Below are 16,587 nucleotides of genomic sequence, written 5' to 3' on the forward strand. Positions count from 1 at the left end.
GACGGGCCGACCCCGGTCGAGGATCCTCGCAGCCGGCCACGGGCGCGGCAGACTGCGGCAACCCCTCTACTTTGCCACATCCCCCGGTGGCAGCTGAAATCCGGCCCGGTCCAACGCGGCGATGTCCCGTTTGTCCAGGCGTTCGGGGTCCAGCGCGGCCAACAGGTCCGGGCGGCGGACGGCGGTCCGGAGCAGCCCCTCCTCCCGCCGCCACCGGGCGATCCGCCCGTGGTCTCCGGAGCGGAGCACCTCGGGCACCTCGTGCCCCCGCCAGCTCGGCGGCTTGGTGTAGACCGGCGCCTCCAGCAGCCCGTGGGCGTGCGACTCCTCGTCCAGCGAGCCCGCGTTGCCGAGCACGCCGGGCAGCAGCCGGGTGACCGCCTCCAGCATCACCAGCACCGCGACCTCGCCACCGAAGAGCACGTAGTCGCCGAGGGAGACCTCGGTGACCGGCATCCGGGTCGCCGCGTGCTCCAGCACCCGCTGGTCGATGCCCTCGTAACGGCCACAGGCGAAGAGCAGGTGCTGCTCGGCCGCGAGCTCGTACGCTAGCGCCTGGGTGAACGGGACACCGACCGGGGAGGGCACCAGCAGCCGGGGCGGCGTCGCCTCCGGCGGCGCGAGGGCGTCCAGCGCCTCACCCCACGGCTCGGGCCGCATCACCATGCCCGGCCCGCCGCCGTAGGGGGTGTCGTCGACCGTGCGGTGCACGTCGTGGGTCCAGGTCCGCAGATCGTGTACGGCCAGCCGCAGCGTGCCGTTGGCCCGGGCCCTGCCGATCAGCGACAGCTCCAGCGGGGCGAAGTACTCCGGGAAGATCGACACGATGTCGACGCGCATGCGGGGGTGCTCCAGCGGTCTACGGGCGCTACAGATCGAGCAGGCCGCCGGGCGGGTCGACGACCACGCGTCCGCCGGCGAGGTCGACCTCGGGAACGATCGCCCGGACGAACGGGATGAGCGCCGTCGTCCCCTGGGGGCGGCGCAGCACCAGCATGTCGGAGGCGGGTGCGTGATCGATCCGGGCCACCTCGCCCAGCTGCTCGCCGTCCCGGGTCACCACGGAGAGCCCCACCAGCTGGTGGTCGTGGAACTCCTCCGGGTCCTCCGGCGGGGCCACGTCGGCGCTGTCCACGGCCAGCAGGGTGCCGCGCAGCTCCTCGGCGACGTTGCGGTCCAGCACGCCATCGAACACCACCAGCAGCCGACCCTGGTGCCAGCGGACGGTCTCCACCGTCAGCTCGGCCGGAACCCGGAACGGCACGCCCGCCTCGGCCCCCGGTTCGACCGTGGGCTCGGCCCTGGGCCTCGCCCCTGGTTCGGTGCGCAGCACCGAACCAGGGGCGAACCGCGCCTCGGGTTCGTCGGTCCGCACTTCCACGGTGACCTCACCGCGGATGCCGTGCGGCTTGCCGATCCTGCCGACGATGAGCTGCATCAGTACGAGTCGACGATGTCGACGCGTACGCCGCGCCCACCGATGGAGCCGATCACCTGGCGCAGTGCCTTGGCGGTCCGGCCGGACCGCCCGATCACCGTGCCGAGGTCCTCGGGGTGCACGCGGACTTCCAGCCGCTTGCCCCGACGGGAATCGACCATCCGCACCCGGACGTCGTCCGGGTGGTCGACGATGCCCTTGACCAGGTGCTCCAACGCCGGACGCAGAGGCATGTCAGGCCTGCTCACCGGCGTCGGCGACAGCGGCCGGAGCCTCGGCCGGGGCCTCGGTCTTCGGCGTCTCGGCCGGAGCCTCGGCGGCCTTGGCGGCCTTCTTGGCCGGCTTGGCCGGGGTCTCCGGGGCCAGCCCGGCCGCGGCCTTAGCCTCGGCCTCGTAGGCCGCGGTGCGGTCGGCCCGCTCGGCGGCGACCTTCAGCGGCGGCGGGGCCGGCAGGCCCTTGAACTTCTGCCAGTCACCGGTCAGCTCCAGCAGCCGCTGCACCGCCTCGCTCGGCTGCGCGCCGACGGACAGCCAGTACTGGACCCGCTCCGACTTGACCTCGATGACCGAAGGGTCTTCCTTCGGCTGGTAGATCCCGACGAACTCGATCGCCCGGCCGTCGCGCTTGGTGCGCGAGTCGGCGACGACGATGCGGTACTGCGGGTTGCGGATTTTACCCATCCGCAGGAGCCGGATCTTTACGGCCACAGTTGTTTCGCTCCTGTTGCGATCTCACCGGCCCGGGAGGGCGGTGTGCATGGGTGAGCGCCGACCGGCACAGTGGGGTTGGGCCGGAGACTGCTCGGTGGACTGGCGACGCGCCCGGGTTAGAGGGCGCCGGACGCGCGCCGGATACCAGCGACCCATTCTGCCAGATCCGATGCCGATCTCTCACACCGGAGGCGCAGAACCCGCCCGCGCCGCCCTTGGTCGGTGACCCGACGCACATTCGGGGGACGCCCGCGGGCGGGAAAAGCGGGGCGTCAGCGGACCGGCGGCCGGTCCCAGCCGGTCGGCAGCCCCATCGGAACGGTCCACTCGGCCGGCGGGGTGAAGTCGCACCAGGTGCCGTCGAACGGGAACTCGCCGGCCTCGGCGAGGGCGATCACCCGCTTGCCCTCGCTGCGGACCGCCGCTTCGTCGGTCACCCAGTAGTCGTCCGGGTGCGCCAGCCGCTCGACGAACTCCTCCTCGTCCTTCCACTGCCAGCTGCGGTCCGGTTGGACGACCACGTCCAGGTCCTGGTCGACCATGTCCACCCCGGCCAGGTCACCGTCGTCCCAGCGGACACCCGGCTCCTCCAGGTTCACGTACCAGTGGGTGAATCGCCCCTCGGCGTCCCAGAACCACCAGACCGAGTGGGCCGCGCCGGTGGGCAGGAACTTCAACAACCCCGGCCCGGCCCACCGGCCGGGGGCCAGCCGGTAGGACGAGGTGATCCACTCGGCGAACGGTATCGCCCGCATGCCCAGGCCGGCCTCGGTGACCTCGCTGGCCACCGGCGAGTTCCGGGCGACCCAGATCAGCAGGCCACGCTCGTCGTCGCTGACCACCCGGCCCGGCCGGACCCAGCCGATCCGCCCGCGCCGCACGTTGCGGTGCAGGATCAGCCGACCCGGCGCGAACCGTCCGGCGGGATCGCCCGGGCGCACCTCAGTACGCGCGGGCCAGGATGGCGACCAGGTCCGGCTCGTCCTCCGAGTCGGGCACCGAGCCGTCGGCCCGCAGCAGACAGCGCACGGTGACGCCCTGGCCGTTCGCCTCGGCCTCCCCCGCGACGCCCACCGCCGACCACGGCACCCGGGCCCAGCCGGTCGCGGCGGCCTCGATCGCCTCGGCCAGGGTGGCCACCTCGACGGTCCGCGACTCGCGGTTGGCCAGCGCCTGGTCGTGCAGCTTCTGCTGGTCGGCGTCGAGGGCGGCGAGCACCGCGCCGACCACGTCGGCGACCGGCGTGGGGGTCTTCGACCCGTCCGTACGCCGCACCACCACCGCGTTGCCGGCGGCCAGGTCACGGGGACCGACCTCGACGCGTACCGGATAACCGCGCAGCTCGGCGTCGACGGCCCGGCGGCCGAACGCGGTGTCGGTCCGGTCGTCGAGCGCGACCCGGACGCCGGCGTCGCGCAGGCCGTCGCGCAGCTTGGCCGCGGCCTCGCCGACGCCCTCGCCGTCCTTGACGATCATCACGTACGCCTGAATCGGGGCCAGCTTGGGCGGCACCCGCAGGCCGTTGTCGTCGCCGTGAGCCATGATCAGGCCGCCGAGCATCCGGGTCGAGGTGCCCCAGGAGGTGGTCCAGGCGTGCTCCCGGCCGCCCTCGGCGGAGGAGTAGCTGATGTCGAACGCCTTGGCGAAGTTCTGCCCCAGCTCGTGGCTGGTGCCGAGCTGGAGGGCCTTGCCGTCGCCCATCATGCCTTCGCAGGTGTAGGTCGCGGTCGCGCCGGCGAAGCGCTCACGGGCCGTCTTCAGGCCCACCACCACCGGAATGCCGAGCACGGTGACCATCAGGTCCTCGTACGCCTCGTGCAGGATCCGCCGGGCGTAGGCGCGGGCGTCCTCGCGCGTGGCGTGCGCGGTGTGCCCCTCCTGCCAGAGGAACTCACTGGTACGCAGGAAGATCCGCGGGCGCAGCTCCCAGCGGACCACGTTCGCCCACTGGTTGAGCAGCAGCGGCAGGTCCCGGTAGGAGTCGATCCACTTGGCCATGAACTCGCCGATGACCGTCTCGCTGGTGGGGCGCACCACGACCGGCTCGGCGAGCTGCTTGCCGCCACCGTGGGTGACCACCGCCAGCTCCGGCGAGAACCCCTCGACGTGCTGCGCCTCGCGCTTGAGGTAGCTCTCGGGGATGAAGAGCGGGAAGTACGCGTTCTCCGCCCCGGCCGCCTTGATCCGGGCGTCCATCTCGGCCTGCATCCGCTCCCAGATGGCGTAGCCGGCCGGTCGGATGACCATGGTCCCGCGGACCGGGCCGTTGTCGGCCAGCTTCGCCTTGGCGATCAGGTCCTGGTACCAGCGGGGAAAGTCCTCCGCACGGGGAGTGAGCACGCGTGCCATGACCGCACATCCTATGCGCCGGCCACGGGGACAGCGCGATCGGGCGCGACATCACTAACATCTGCCGTCATGTCCATCCCCGATCCGCAGCCCGGAGCGGCTGCGCCGCCCCCGCAGGACCAGCCCGCGCTCGCCGACCTGGCCGCCAGGTGGGTGCGCTGGGTGGCCGCCCACCGTCGGCCGGCCGACCCGATCGCCGACAAGTACGGCCGCCACGCCGGGCACCACCAGCCGGCGGACGTCTGGTTCCTCGCCGGCAGCTACGGCGGCTCGGTGCAGCGACAGTGCGTGCTGCCGGCGGGGCGACCGCTCTTCTTCCCCGCCTTCTCGTGGTGGCAGGTGGGCCGGGGCGCCGGCCCGGCGCAGCCCACCCCGGGCGCGACCGGCCACGCACAGGTCGACGGGGTGCCGGTGGCCCTGACGCCCGCGGGCTCGGCCGAGCCGTTCCCGGTCCGCGGCTTCTTCAACAACATCGTCACCACCTGGCCGTGGCCCATTCCGGTCTCCTGCTGGGGCCTGTGGGCGCTGGTCCCGCCGCTGACTCCGGGCCGTCACGAGCTGGCCTTCGGCGGCACCGACGGCGGCCGCTTCTGGGTGGAGGCCCAGTACCTCATCGACGCCCGCTGACCACCCACCCCACGCCCCCACGCCCCCGCCGACCGGGGTTCTTCATGAAGTTGTTGCCGCGACACGCCGTGGTGAAGGGCAACAACTTCATGATCAACGAGGTCGGGGCGGGGTGGGTCGGGAGGCGGGGGTGGGGTCAGCGGAGGACCTGGCCGCGGAGGACGATTCTCGACGGGGTGCGGACGACCCGCAGGTCGGCGCGCGGGTCCTCGGGATAGACCACGAGGTCGGCGAGGCCGCCCTCGACCAGGCCGGGGAAGCCGAGCCACTCCCGGGCACGCCAGGAGGCGGCGGCAAGCACGTCCACCGGCGACATGCCGGCCTGCTCGTGCAGCAGCAGCATCTCCTCTGCGGCCAGCCCGTGCGCGATGCCCCCGCCGGCGTCGGTGCCCACATAGATCGGCACGCCCGCCTCGTACGCCGACCGGACCACCTCGGGGAAGCGGTCGCGCAGGGCGATCATGTGATCGGCGTAGCCGGGGAACTTCGCCCGCGCCTGATCGGCGATCCCGCCGAAGGTCTGGATATTGATCATCGTGGGGATCAGGGCGGTGCCCTGCCGGGCCATCAGGTCGATCAGGTCGAGGCTGAGCCCGGTGCCGTGCTCCACCGAGTCCACCCCGGCCCGCACCATGATCTCCACGGCGGACTCGGAGAAGGTGTGCACCGCGGCGCGTACCCCGGCGGCGTGCGCGGCCTCGACCGCAGCGGTCATGGTGTCGGCGTCCCAGGCCGGCGCGAGGTCGCCGACGCCCCGGTCGATCCAGTCGCCGACCAGCTTCACCCAGCCGTTGCCGGCCCGGGCCTGCTCGGCCACCGTGGCGGCCACCTCGGCGGCGCCGACCTCCACCCCGATGTCGCGCAGGTAGCGCTTCGGCGGGGCGACGTGCCGCCCGGCCCGAGCCAGCCGCGGCAGGTCCGGCTCGTCCTCGAGCTCCGGATACGGGTACGGCGAGCCGGCGTCGCGGATGGCGAGCACCCCGGCGTCCCGGTCGGTGCGGGCCAGTTCGCGGGCCTGGTCGAGGGAGGTGATCGGCGCGCCGCCCCGGGCGATGCCGATGTGGCAGTGTGCGTCGGTCAGCCCGGGGAGCACGAAGCCGCCGTCGGCGACGGTCTGCGCACCCGGCACCGGCTCGAAGGTCACCCGGTCGCCGACCAGCCAGAGATCCCGGACCTCGTCGTCGGGGAGCAGCACACCACGCACATGCAGAGCCACGTGCACAGTCCTACCGGATCACTCCTTGTGGCGCGCGAGCAGCCCGGCCGCGGCCCGGAACCACGGCGGCCCCGCCACCAGGACCGGTGGCGGGGCCGCTCGACGTCGGCGCGGTTCAGCGGGGGTGGTTGTCACCGCCCTTGCCGAGCTTGTTGAAGTCGATCTTCGGGAGCTTGAAGCCCGGCGGGAGGCCCTGCCCACCGGCCAGGTCACCCGGGTCCAGGCCCGGCGGAAGCTGCGGCATGCCGCCCGGGAAGCCGCCCGCCATCCCGGCGCCGGCGCGCGGCCGGTTGCCGCCCTTGGTGCCCTTGCGCTTGTTCTTCGGCGACTTGGTCGCCTTGCGCCTGCCACCACCGGGCAGGCCCATCATGCCGCCCATCTGCTTCATCATCTTCTGCGCGTCGGCGAAGCGGTTGAGCAGCTGGTTGACGTCCATCACGGTGACCCCGGAGCCGTTGGCGATACGCGCCCGGCGGGAGCCGTTGATGATCTTCGGATTGGTCCGCTCACCCGGGGTCATGGAGCGGATGATCGCGGTGACCCGGTCGAAGTGCTTGTCGTCCAGTTCGGCGATCTGGTCCTTCATCTGCCCCATGCCGGGCATCATGGCCAGCACGTTGGCGATCGGGCCCATCCGGCGGACCGCGATGAGCTGGTCGAGGAAGTCCTCCAGGGTGAACTGCTCGCCGCCCATCAGCTTGGCGGTCATCTTCTCCTTCTGATCGGAGTCGAAGGCCTGCTCGGCCTGCTCGATCAGAGTGAGGACGTCGCCCATGCCGAGGATCCGGCTGGCCATCCGGTCGGGGTGGAAGACGTCGAAGTCCTCCAGCTTCTCGCCGGTGGAGGCGAAGAGGATCGGCTGCCCGGTGACCTCGCGGACGGAGAGCGCGGCACCACCGCGGGCGTCGCCGTCGAGCTTGGAGAGGACCACGCCGCTGATGCCGACGCCGTCGCGGAACGCCTCGGCGGTACGGACGGCGTCCTGACCGACCATCGCGTCGATGACGAAGATGACCTCGTCCGGCTGGACGGCGTCGCGGATGTCGGCGGCCTGCTGCATCATCTCGGCGTCGATACCGAGCCGGCCGGCGGTGTCGACGATGACGATGTCGCGGGCCGCGCGCTTCGCGTGCTCGATCGAGGCGCGGGCCACCCGGACCGGGTCACCGACGCCGTTGCCGGGCTCCGGGGCGTACACCTCGACCCCGGCCCGGCCACCGAGCACCTGGAGCTGCCCGACGGCGTTGGGGCGCTGGAGGTCGGCGGCGACCAGCAGCGGCTGGTGGCCCTGGGTCTTGAGCCAGCGGGCCAGCTTGCCGGCGAGGGTGGTCTTACCGGAGCCCTGGAGGCCGGCGAGCATGATCACCGTCGGCGGCTGCTTGGCGAACTGGAGCCGTCGCCCCTCGCCGCCGAGGACGTTGATCAGCTCCTCGTTGACGATCTTGACGATCTGCTGGGCCGGGTTGAGCGCCTGGGAGACCTCCGCGCTGCGCGCCCGCTCCTTGACGTTGGCGATGAAGCCCTTGACGACCGGCAGCGCGACATCCGCCTCCAGCAGCGCGAGGCGGATCTCGCGCGCGGTGGCGTCGATGTCGGCATCGGTGAGCCGGCCCTTGCCGCGGAGCTTGGTGAAGATCCCGGAGAGGCGGTCACTCAAGGTGTCAAACACGCGAACATCCCGTTTGTCAGTGTTTCGTCGGGCACAGGGCGGCCGGCTCCGTGGAGTCCGGCCATCGCTAGGGTAGCCCGCCGCGCTCACCCGCGCTCCGGCCCAGCCCAGCCCTCGCCCCGGGCCGCCGCGGGCCCGCAGGATCGCGCCGGCGGGCGGAGCGGGCGCCGCGGGAGCGGCTCCGTCGAGAATCAGGCGACCAGACCCGACTGGTATGCGAAGACGACCAGCTGGGCCCGGTCCCGGGCGCCCAACTTGATCATCGCCCGGCTGACATGGGTACGCGCAGTGGCCGGGCTGAGCACCAACCGGGCGGCGATCTCGGCGTTGCTGAGCCCTTCGCCGACCAGGCCGACCACCTCCCGCTCCCGGTCGGTGAGCGCGCCGAGCCGCGGATGCGGTCGGGGCACCCGGGGCGGCCGCGCGGCGAACTCGCGCACCACCCGGCGGGTCACCGACGGCGAGAGCAGCGCCTCCCCCTCGGCCACCAGCCGGATCGCCCGCAGCAGCTCGGCCGGGCGGGTGTCCTTGGTGAGGAACCCGCTGGCCCCGTGCCGCAGCGCGTCGAAGACGTACTCGTCCAGCTCGAAGGTGGTCAGCACGATCACCCGGGTTTCGGTCAGCTCCGGGTCGGCGACGATCCGCCGGGTCGCCTCGATGCCGTCCACGCCGGGCATCCGGACGTCCATCAGGATCACGTCCGGGCGCTCCCGACGGGCCAACTCGACGGCCGCCAGACCGTCGGCCGCCTCGCCGGCCAGCTCCAGGTCGTCCTCGCTCTGCACCAGGGCGCGCAGCCCGATCCGGACCAGATCCTGGTCGTCGGCGATCAGGACCTTGATCATTGGTGCTCCTCCACCGGCAGTCGCGCGGCGACCCGGAACCCGCCGCCGGGTCGGGCCCCGGTGGCCAGCTCGCCGCCGAGCGCCGCGACCCGCTCCCGCATGCCGGCCAGGCCGTGCCCGGCTCCCCCGGCGCCGCCGACGCCCCGGTCGGTCACCTCCACGGTGACCGCCCCGTCCGGGTACCCGACGGCGACCTCGGCCGCGCGTACGCCGGCGTGGCGCAGCACGTTGGTCAGCGCCTCCTGCACCACCCGGTACGCCGCCAGGTCCACCGCCGCCGGCAGCTCCCGCGGCTCGCCGTCGACCCGCACGGTCACCGCCAGGCCAGCGTCGGCGAGCCGCTCGCGCAGGTCGTCCAGCCGGGCCAGCCCCGGCACCGGTTCCCGCCCCCCGCCCCGGCGCACCGCGCCGAGCGTCACCCGCAGCTCGTCGAGGGCCTCCCGGCTGGAGCGGCTGATCGCGGTCAGCGCCGCCTCGGCCTGCTCGGGGCGCTTCGGCAGCAGGTGCAGCGCGATCTCGGCCTGCATGCTGATCGCGGCCAGCCCGTGCCCCACCACGTCGTGCACCTCCTGGGCGATGCGCAACCGCTCCTCGTCGGCCTGCCGGCGGGCCTGCTCGGCCCGGGTCCGGGCCACCGTCTCCCGGCTGGTCCGCACCGCCACCCCCACCGCGAACGGGACGACCACCCAGGCCGACGCGGGCAGCACGCCGTACCAGCCCGACTCCGGCCCCCGGGAGAGGAACGCGTGGACCAGCAGCGCCACCAGCGCCAGCCCGGCCGCGGGGGTGGCCGAGCGCACCGGCAGCCGGACCGCCACGGTGTAGACCGCGATCAGGAACGTCACCAGCACCGGTCCGTACGGGTAGCCGAGCACCAGGTACGTCGTGACCGCCACAGTGACCACGGCCAGCGTGCCGAGCGGGGCCAGCCGCCGCCCGGCCAGGGCCAGCGCGGCCACGGCGATCAGCAGGCGGCACCAGAGGTCCACCGGGGCCGAGCCCGGCTGGTTCTCCCCGGCCAGTCCCGTCGCCAGCAGCGCGAACCCGAGCAGGGCCACGGCCAGCGCCGTGTCGGCGAGGACCGCCCGCCGCCGCTCGTGGTTGCTCATGCGCATGGCGGTCATTCTGCCCTCGCCGGGTGCCGTCGTCGTGCGTCGACGGGCGGCGCTCGCCGTACGACCGGGAACGTACCGCCGGCGACCCGGACCGGTCAGACGGCGGCGAGGACCGCGGCCTCCAGGCGCGCCCGGGTGGCGTCGTCCGGCCAACCACCGACCAGGTAGAAGGCGTCCACCACGTCGCCGCCGAGGGTGGAGATGCGGGCCGCCCGGACCTCGGCGTCGGCCTCGTCGAGGGCGCAGGCCACCCGGTAGAGCAGCCCGGCGGCGTCGGCCGCGCGCAGCTCCAGCAGCGCCGCGTCGGTGGCCGCCTCGCGGTGCCAGACCACCCGGGGCGCGGCACCCGCCCCGCGGGCCGCCAGGGCCCGGCCACGCAGCCGCTGGTTGACCGAGACGTCGCCGGCGACCGCCCGACGCAGATCGGCGCTGAGCGCGATCGGGTCGGGCGCGAGGCCGTAGCGGGGCTGCACCCGGCACTCGACGAGGGCCCTCCCGTCGACCGCCGAGGCGTCAGCGGAGATCACCTCGAGTCGGTGCAGGGCCAGGCAGCCGGCCACCGTGGCGAGCAGGCCGCGCCGATCGGCCGCGGCGACGGCCACCCGGTCCGCGCTCAGCTGCACCACCGGCAGCGGCTCGGCGAGCAGCGCCGGGTCGGGCGCGGGCGGGGCGGGCAGCGCCCCGGTGTCCAGCGCGGTGCGGACCCGGGCGACCAGCTCGGCGACGAGCCGGCCCTTCCAGTCCGACCAGGCGGCCGGCCCGGTGGCCGCGGCGTCCGCCCGGACCAGGGCGTGCAGCAGGTCGAGGGTGGCCGGATCACCGACCGCGTCGGCGACCCCGGAGATGGTGACCGGGTCGGTCAGATCCCGTCGGGTGGCCACGTCGGGCAGCAGCAGGTGCAGCCGGACCAGCCGGCCGATCAGCGCGACCTCGGCGGTCGGCAGGCCGATCCGGCTGGCCACCGCCTCCGCGATCGGGGCGCCGACCGTGCTGTGGTCGGCCGAGCCACCGCCGGGAACGTGCCGGCCGGCCGGCACGTCGACGCCACCGGGCAGCCCCTTGCCGACGTCGTGCAGCAGGGCCCCGAGCAGCAGCAGGTCGGGGCGTTCCACGTCGCGGGTGTGCCGGCTGGCCTCGAAGGCGGTCTGCACCAGGTGCCGGTCGAGGGTGAACCGGTGCACCGGGTTGTGCTGGGGCAGGCTGCGCATCCGGGTCCACTCCGGCAGCCAGCCGTCGACCAGCCCGTACCGGTCGCAGGTCTCCCAGGCGGGCACCAGGCCGGGACCGGCGCCGAGCAGGGTGATCAGTGCGGCCCGGGCCTCGGCCGGCCAGGGCGCGGGCAGCGACGGGCAGTACGCGGCCAACCATTCGCAGGTGGCCCGGGCGATCGGCAACCGGGTGGTCGCCGCAGCGGCGGCGACCCGCAGGGAGAGGCTCGGGTCGGGCCGGGCCCCGATCGCCGTGCGGGCGAGCACCAGCTCACCGTCGTGCTCCACCACGTCCCGGGCCACCGGCCGGCGCACCGGGGGCCCGGCGCCGACCCGGGACCGGCCGCCTCGCAGCCGCGCGGCCGCGCGGAACGCGTCGTCCAGGGCGTGACTGACGGTACGGGCGTCGCCCGCCACCCGGCGCAGCACCGCGTCGGAGTCCTCCAGCCCGAGCAGCTCGGCCACGCCGTCGCGCTCCTGGGCGAGCAGCCGGTCCACCCGGCGGCCGACCTGCTGGTGCAGCGCGTCGCGGACGTCGAGCAGCCGCAGGTGCGCGGCCCGCACTGCGGGACGCAGCGCATCGGTGACGCCGGCGGAGGCGATGGCCCGCAGGATGCCCACGTCGCGCAGCCCGCCGGCGGCCTCCTTGAGGTCGCCCTCGAGCAGGAAGGCCAGCTCGCCGTGGGCCTCCCAGCGGGCGGCGGTGATCTCCCGCAGGTGCGGGATCTGGCGTACGGCGGTGCGCCGCCAGTGGTCGGCGGCGGTGCGGGTCAGCGCGTCGGCGAGCGCCGGGTCGCCGGCGACCAGCCGGGCGTCGAGCAGCCCCAGCGCCACCTTCACGTCGTCCTGGGCCACCGAGAGCGCCTCGGCGACGGTACGCACCGAGTGGTCGAGCCGCAGGCCGGCGTCCCAGACCGGATACCAGATCGCGGCGGCCAGCTCATCGATGCCGGGCACCCCGGCGTGCAGCAGCACCAGGTCGAGGTCGCCGTAGGGGGCGCACTGCCGACGACCGAGCCCGCCGACGGCGAGCAGCGCCACCCCGTCCCGGTGCGGCAGCAACGGCTCGAGGAACGCGTCGTACCCGTCCGCCCGCGCCTGTCGGGCCGGCGCGCCGATGCCGGGGACTGCGACGACCCCGCCGACCGGGGGGCGCACGCCGGCGGGGGTTCCCGGCGTGGCCCTCCCGGTCAACGAGGTCATCGTGGCGTTCCTACAGCGCGTCGAGACCGCGCTCGCCGGTGCGGACCCGGACGACCTCCTCGACGGCGGTCACCCAGACCTTCCCGTCACCGATCTTTCCGGTGCGGGCCGCTCCGACGATCGCGTCGACGATCTTCTCGACGTCGATCTCGTCGGTGAGCACCTCGACCCGGATCTTGGGCAGGAACTCGACCGTGTACTCGGCACCCCGGTAGACCTCGGTGTGCCCCTTCTGCCGCCCGTACCCCTGGACCTCGCTGACGGTCAACCCGGCCACGCCGAGGGCGTGCAGGGCCTCCTTCACCGCGTCCAGCTGGTAGGGCTTGATGACCGCGGTCACCAGTTTCATGTCCAACCCCTCCATCACAGGAACGTTAACCGGCGACCTTTTCGCTGACCGGCTCGGCGGACTCCTCCGCCGGCTTGGCGCCACCGGCCACGGTGCCGGCGGGCGTGCCGATGCCGGCCATCGCGAACGCACCGCCACTGCCGCCGCCGGCCGGCGAGAGGTCGTAACCGCTCTCGGCGTGTTCGGCGATGTCGATGCCCTCGACCTCGGCCTCGGAGCGGACCCGGAAGCCGATGGTCTTCTCGATGGCGAAGGCGAGCAGCCAGGCGATGCCGAACGACCAGACGCTGACGATCAGGCCGGCCAGGGCCTGCCGACCCAGCTGGGTGAGCCCGCCGCCGTAGAACAGGCCGTCGGAGGCGCCGACCACGTCGGTGATCGCGGCGTTGACCGAGTTGGTGGCGAAGAGGCCCAGCCAGAGCGAGCCGATCCAGCCGCCGACGAAGTGCACGCCGACCACGTCGAGGGAGTCGTCGTAGCCGAGCTTGTACTTCAGGCTCACCGCGACCGCGCAGACCGCGCCGGCGACCAGACCCAGCAGCACCGACGCCCAGGGCGCGATGAAGCCACAGGCCGGGGTGATGGCCACCAGGCCGGCGATGGCGCCGGACGACGCGCCGACCAGGGTCGGCTTCTTGTCCTTGATCCACTCCACCGCGATCCAGCCGAGCACGGCGGCGGCCGTGGCCAGCTGGGTGTTGATGAAGGCCAGCCCGGCGACCGAGTCGACGGTGAGCTCCGAGCCGGCGTTGAACCCGAACCAGCCGAACCAGAGCAGGCCGGCGCCGAGCGCGACCAGCGGGATGTTGTGCGGCTTCATGCCCTCCCGCGGCCAGCCCAGCCGCTTGCCGAGCACCAGCGCGACGGCCAGGGCCGCGGCTCCGGCGTTGATGTGCACGGCGGTGCCACCGGCGAAGTCCAGCGCGTGGATGTCGCCGCCGATGATGCCGCCGCCCCAGACCCAGTGCGCGACCGGGAAGTAGACCAGGGTCGCCCAGCCGAAGGCGAAGAGCAGCCAGCCGGCGATCTTGGCCCGGTCGGCGATGGCGCCGCTGATCAGCGCGACGGTGATCACCGCGAAGACCATCTGGAATGCCATGAACACGTAGAGCGGAACGCCGATGCCGCTCGGGTTCTCGGCGGTCGCGCCCCAGAGATCGGTCTCGGCGAGGAAGGTCTTGGTGCCGAGGTAGGCCGCCGGGTCGCCCCAGAAGCCGTTGACATCGCTGCCGAACGCGATGCTGAAGCCGTAGAACCACCACAGAACGGTGATGAGCCCGATGGCGGTGAAGCTCATCATCATCATGTTCAGTACGCCCTTGGCCCGGTTCAGACCGCCGTAGAACAACGCCAGACCCGGGGTCATGAGGAGCACGAGCGCGGTCGACACCAGCAGCCAGACGGTGTTGCCGGAGTCGATCGTCGGTGCATCAGGCACGCTGGCCTCCTAAGGTTAAGTTCCCTCCTTCGCGGCTTCCGGGGCAGCGTCGCCCGTACGCCGGTTGCGCGGAAGCTTGGTTGTCCGCTGTTTCACCGAGGGTCCCATGCCGGTTTCCGTTCGGTGACGGCTTGTTTCGGACGTGTGAAGAGGGATGCCCGCCAGGAGGCATGGACGACGGTGGATCGGCCGTACGGCGGGCGTCGATGGCCGACCGGCCGACCAGATCCACCGCTGTCGCTCAGCTCAGCGCAGCGCGTGCTCCAGCGCGTGCCGCTCGTAGTCGAGCAGCCGCAGGTCGCGCATCGGGCGGCGGAGGTGCCCCTTGTGCACGATCCGGACGAAGGCCGGCTCGCCGGCGGCGGCCATCCGGCGGATCCCCTCGACGTGGTCGACGATCCGCTTGCGGATGGTCCGGATCAGCCGGTGCCGGTCCCGCGGGATCAGCCCGTACGCGTCGGCGAAGAGGCGCAGCCGACGCGGGCGGTCCGGGTGCTTCCAGCCGAGGGTGATCGAATCCCGGTCGGAGAAGATCGGCACCCAGGTCCACGCCGCGTACGCCACATCGTAGATCCGCGCGCCGGGCGAGGCGAGGTCGAAGTCGATCAGCCCGAGGGTGCCGTCCGGCCGCCAGATGACGTTGTGCGGGGCAGCGTCGTGGTGGCAGATCACCTCGGTGTCCGGCGGCGGCGGCCCGAACGAGCGCCAGACCGCGCCGGGCGCCGGGACGAAGCCGTACTGGGCGTCGTGGAACATCCGCAGCATGGTGGCCACGGTCACCAGCGCCTCGTCGGTCACCCAGTGCGGGGCGAGCGGGTACTCCCCGCACTCCCCCTCCAGGTATGACAGCACCTCGCGGTTGCGCTCGTCCATGCCGAGCGCCCGCGGGGCGCCGGTGAACCCGACGTACTCGAGGTGGCGCAGCAGGGCGTGCACGGAAGGGGTCCAGGGCCCGGCGTTGCGCCGGACCGTGTCGCCGACCCGGACCACGGTGCTCACGTTCCCGCCGTGCAGCGGGATCTCCTGTGACGTCACGTACGGTCTCCCCAGGCGCTGCGAGGGGTGGCTCGGGTCGCGCCAGCCCGCGTACGCGCGATCGTCGGTGGTCACCCGAGCCTACGCGTCCCGTGCGGCGGCTTCGGTGCCCAGCAGCGCGTCGACGAACTGGGCCGGGTCGAACGGCGCCAGGTCGTCGGGGCCCTCGCCGAGGCCGACCAGCTTCACCGGGATGCCGAGCTTGCGCTGCACCGCGATCACGATGCCGCCCTTGGCGGTGCCGTCGAGCTTGGTCAGCACCACGCCGGTCACGTTGACCACCTCGGTGAAGACCCGGGCCTGCTCCAGGCCGTTCTGCCCGGTGGTGGCGTCCAGGATCAGGATCGTCTCGTCGATCGGGCCGTGCTTCTCCACCACCCGCTTGACCTTGCCGAGCTCGTCCATCAGGCCGACCTTGTTCTGCAGCCGGCCGGCGGTGTCGATCAGGACCGTGTCGACCCCGGTGTCGATGCCGCGCTTGACCGCGTCGAAGGCGACGCTGGCCGGGTCGGCGGCCTCCGGGCCGCGTACCGTCTCGGCGCCGACCCGCCCGCCCCAGGTCTCCAGCTGGTCGGCCGCGGCGGCGCGGAAGGTGTCGGCCGCGCCGAGCACCACGCTCCGGCCGTCGGCGACCAGCACCCGGGCGATCTTGCCGCAGGTGGTGGTCTTGCCTGCGCCGTTGACGCCGACCACCAGCAGCACCGCCGGGACGCCGTCCTTGCGCTGGGTCTTCAGCGAGCGGTCCAGCTCCGGGGCGAGGGCGTTGACCAGTTCGGCGGCGAGCAGCGTACGCAGCTCGCCGGCAGTGCGGGTGCCGAGCACCCGGGTGCGCTCGCGCAGCCGGTCGACGATCTCCCGGGTGGCGTCGATGCCGACGTCCGCGGTGATCAGGCTGTCCTCGATCTCCTCCCAGGTGTCCTCGTCCAGGTGGTCCCGGCTGAGCAGGCCGAGCAGACCCTTGCCGAAGGCGTTCTGCGAGCGGGAGAGCCGGCCACGCAGCCGGACCAGCCGCCCGGCGGTCGGCTCGGGGACCTCCAGGACCGGCGTCGGCGCCTCGACCGGCGGCACCAGCACCCCGGTGGAGAGTTCGGACTCCGGGGCCTCGACCGGCGGGCCGGCCAGGTCCTCCTCCGCCCGTGTCTCGACCTCCGTCGTCGGCAGCGGTGGCTCCGGGCGGCGGCGCAGGCGCGGTACGACCAGCCCGAGGGCGCCGAGGATCAGCACCCCGAGCAGGGCGAGCGCGATGAGGAGGTATTCCGTCATGCCGAAATCCTGTCAGATGCCGACGACGCCGTCCCAGCCACCGCTCCCCCGAAAGGTTCCGGAAGCGGCGGTACGCTCGGTCACAGCCAGCAGTGGTGCGACCGCCGGCCGGGTAGTAAAG

The 16,587-nt window shown here is 73.4% G+C and carries 16 protein-coding genes; 1 reads left to right on the top strand and 15 read right to left on the bottom strand.

Annotated elements, in window-relative coordinates:
* Positions 1 to 66 precede the first annotated feature (66 nt).
* The 6 genes from trmD to proS form a co-directional block, all read right to left on the bottom strand.
* The gene (trmD, locus tag ACIBBA_RS27190; protein ID WP_357052820.1) at positions 67 to 840 is read right to left on the bottom strand and encodes a tRNA (guanosine(37)-N1)-methyltransferase TrmD; all 774 of its coding nucleotides are present in this window, start codon (positions 838 to 840) and stop codon (positions 67 to 69) included.
* 28 nt (positions 841 to 868) lie between these two features.
* Complete coding sequence (gene rimM, locus ACIBBA_RS27195) at positions 869 to 1,438, bottom strand: ribosome maturation factor RimM (RefSeq protein ID WP_396700765.1); 570 nt, start codon at positions 1,436 to 1,438, stop codon at positions 869 to 871.
* Positions 1,438 to 1,671 carry an RNA-binding protein gene (locus ACIBBA_RS27200; protein ID WP_013284588.1) on the bottom strand — a complete coding sequence of 78 codons (234 nt, stop codon included), beginning with the start codon at positions 1,669 to 1,671 and terminating at the stop codon, positions 1,438 to 1,440. Before ACIBBA_RS27200 ends, rimM begins: the two co-directional genes overlap by 1 nt.
* A 1-nt stretch (position 1,672) precedes the next feature.
* Entirely contained in the window at positions 1,673 to 2,146 is a 474-nt protein-coding gene (gene rpsP / locus ACIBBA_RS27205) for a 30S ribosomal protein S16 (protein WP_396700768.1), read from the bottom strand.
* A 275-nt stretch (positions 2,147 to 2,421) separates the two neighbouring features.
* Positions 2,422 to 3,090: a DUF402 domain-containing protein gene (locus tag ACIBBA_RS27210; protein WP_396700770.1), complete on the bottom strand. Its 669-nt coding sequence runs from the start codon at positions 3,088 to 3,090 to the stop codon at positions 2,422 to 2,424.
* Position 3,091: 1 nt separating this feature from the next.
* On the bottom strand, positions 3,092 to 4,498 hold the full coding sequence (proS, locus tag ACIBBA_RS27215) for a proline--tRNA ligase (protein WP_350869664.1): 1,407 nt from the start codon (positions 4,496 to 4,498) through the stop codon (positions 3,092 to 3,094).
* A gap of 69 nt (positions 4,499 to 4,567) precedes the next feature.
* On the opposite strand from proS, the gene ACIBBA_RS27220 reads away from it, so the two are divergent.
* The gene (locus tag ACIBBA_RS27220; RefSeq protein WP_396700772.1) at positions 4,568 to 5,125 is read left to right on the top strand and encodes a hypothetical protein; all 558 of its coding nucleotides are present in this window, start codon (positions 4,568 to 4,570) and stop codon (positions 5,123 to 5,125) included.
* 136 nt (positions 5,126 to 5,261) lie between these two features.
* On the opposite strand, the gene ACIBBA_RS27225 is transcribed toward ACIBBA_RS27220, so the two are convergent.
* From ACIBBA_RS27225 to ftsY, 9 genes are all read right to left on the bottom strand, one after another.
* A complete protein-coding gene (locus ACIBBA_RS27225) occupies positions 5,262 to 6,341 on the bottom strand; it encodes an amidohydrolase family protein (RefSeq protein WP_396700774.1) in 1,080 nt (359 codons plus the stop codon).
* Positions 6,342 to 6,456: 115 nt separating this feature from the next.
* Positions 6,457 to 8,010, bottom strand: a complete 1,554-nt coding sequence (gene ffh, locus ACIBBA_RS27230) for a signal recognition particle protein (protein ID WP_396700776.1) — start codon at positions 8,008 to 8,010, stop codon at positions 6,457 to 6,459.
* 191 nt (positions 8,011 to 8,201) lie between these two features.
* Entirely contained in the window at positions 8,202 to 8,855 is a 654-nt protein-coding gene (locus ACIBBA_RS27235) for a response regulator (RefSeq protein WP_396700778.1), read from the bottom strand.
* Positions 8,852 to 9,970 carry a sensor histidine kinase gene (locus ACIBBA_RS27240; protein ID WP_396700780.1) on the bottom strand — a complete coding sequence of 373 codons (1,119 nt, stop codon included), beginning with the start codon at positions 9,968 to 9,970 and terminating at the stop codon, positions 8,852 to 8,854. Before ACIBBA_RS27240 ends, ACIBBA_RS27235 begins: the two co-directional genes overlap by 4 nt.
* Positions 9,971 to 10,065: 95 nt before the next feature.
* The gene (locus ACIBBA_RS27245; RefSeq protein WP_396700782.1) at positions 10,066 to 12,381 is read right to left on the bottom strand and encodes a [protein-PII] uridylyltransferase; all 2,316 of its coding nucleotides are present in this window, start codon (positions 12,379 to 12,381) and stop codon (positions 10,066 to 10,068) included.
* Between the two features lie 10 nt (positions 12,382 to 12,391).
* Positions 12,392 to 12,730, bottom strand: a complete 339-nt coding sequence (locus ACIBBA_RS27250; RefSeq protein ID WP_348651077.1) for a P-II family nitrogen regulator — start codon at positions 12,728 to 12,730, stop codon at positions 12,392 to 12,394.
* A 25-nt stretch (positions 12,731 to 12,755) separates the two neighbouring features.
* A complete protein-coding gene (locus ACIBBA_RS27255) occupies positions 12,756 to 14,168 on the bottom strand; it encodes an ammonium transporter (RefSeq protein ID WP_396700784.1) in 1,413 nt (470 codons plus the stop codon).
* 246 nt (positions 14,169 to 14,414) lie between these two features.
* Positions 14,415 to 15,278: an aminoglycoside phosphotransferase family protein gene (locus tag ACIBBA_RS27260; protein ID WP_350869647.1), complete on the bottom strand. Its 864-nt coding sequence runs from the start codon at positions 15,276 to 15,278 to the stop codon at positions 14,415 to 14,417.
* Between the two features lie 6 nt (positions 15,279 to 15,284).
* Positions 15,285 to 16,466, bottom strand: coding sequence for a signal recognition particle-docking protein FtsY (gene ftsY, locus ACIBBA_RS27265; protein WP_396700787.1), 1,182 nt, complete (start codon positions 16,464 to 16,466; stop codon positions 15,285 to 15,287).
* Positions 16,467 to 16,587: the final 121 nt, after the last annotated feature.

The sequence above is a fragment of the Micromonospora sp. NPDC051006 genome (assembly GCF_044456245.1).
Lineage (GTDB): Bacteria > Actinomycetota > Actinomycetes > Mycobacteriales > Micromonosporaceae > Micromonospora.

Excerpts from the sequence above, each read along its gene's own strand:
- ACIBBA_RS27200 (WP_013284588.1), bottom strand. The coding sequence starts at position 1,671 with ATGCCTCTGCGTCCGGCGTTGGAGCACCTGGTCAAGGGCATCGTCGAC.
- ACIBBA_RS27245 (WP_396700782.1), bottom strand. The coding sequence starts at position 12,381 with ATGACCTCGTTGACCGGGAGGGCCACGCCGGGAACCCCCGCCGGCGTG.
- rimM (WP_396700765.1), bottom strand. The coding sequence starts at position 1,438 with ATGCAGCTCATCGTCGGCAGGATCGGCAAGCCGCACGGCATCCGCGGT.
- ACIBBA_RS27240 (WP_396700780.1), bottom strand. The coding sequence starts at position 9,970 with ATGCGCATGAGCAACCACGAGCGGCGGCGGGCGGTCCTCGCCGACACG.
- ftsY (WP_396700787.1), bottom strand. The coding sequence starts at position 16,466 with ATGACGGAATACCTCCTCATCGCGCTCGCCCTGCTCGGGGTGCTGATC.
- ACIBBA_RS27235 (WP_396700778.1), bottom strand. The coding sequence starts at position 8,855 with ATGATCAAGGTCCTGATCGCCGACGACCAGGATCTGGTCCGGATCGGG.
- trmD (WP_357052820.1), bottom strand. The coding sequence starts at position 840 with ATGCGCGTCGACATCGTGTCGATCTTCCCGGAGTACTTCGCCCCGCTG.
- ACIBBA_RS27250 (WP_348651077.1), bottom strand. The coding sequence starts at position 12,730 with ATGAAACTGGTGACCGCGGTCATCAAGCCCTACCAGCTGGACGCGGTG.
- ACIBBA_RS27220 (WP_396700772.1), top strand. The coding sequence starts at position 4,568 with ATGTCCATCCCCGATCCGCAGCCCGGAGCGGCTGCGCCGCCCCCGCAG.
- proS (WP_350869664.1), bottom strand. The coding sequence starts at position 4,498 with ATGGCACGCGTGCTCACTCCCCGTGCGGAGGACTTTCCCCGCTGGTAC.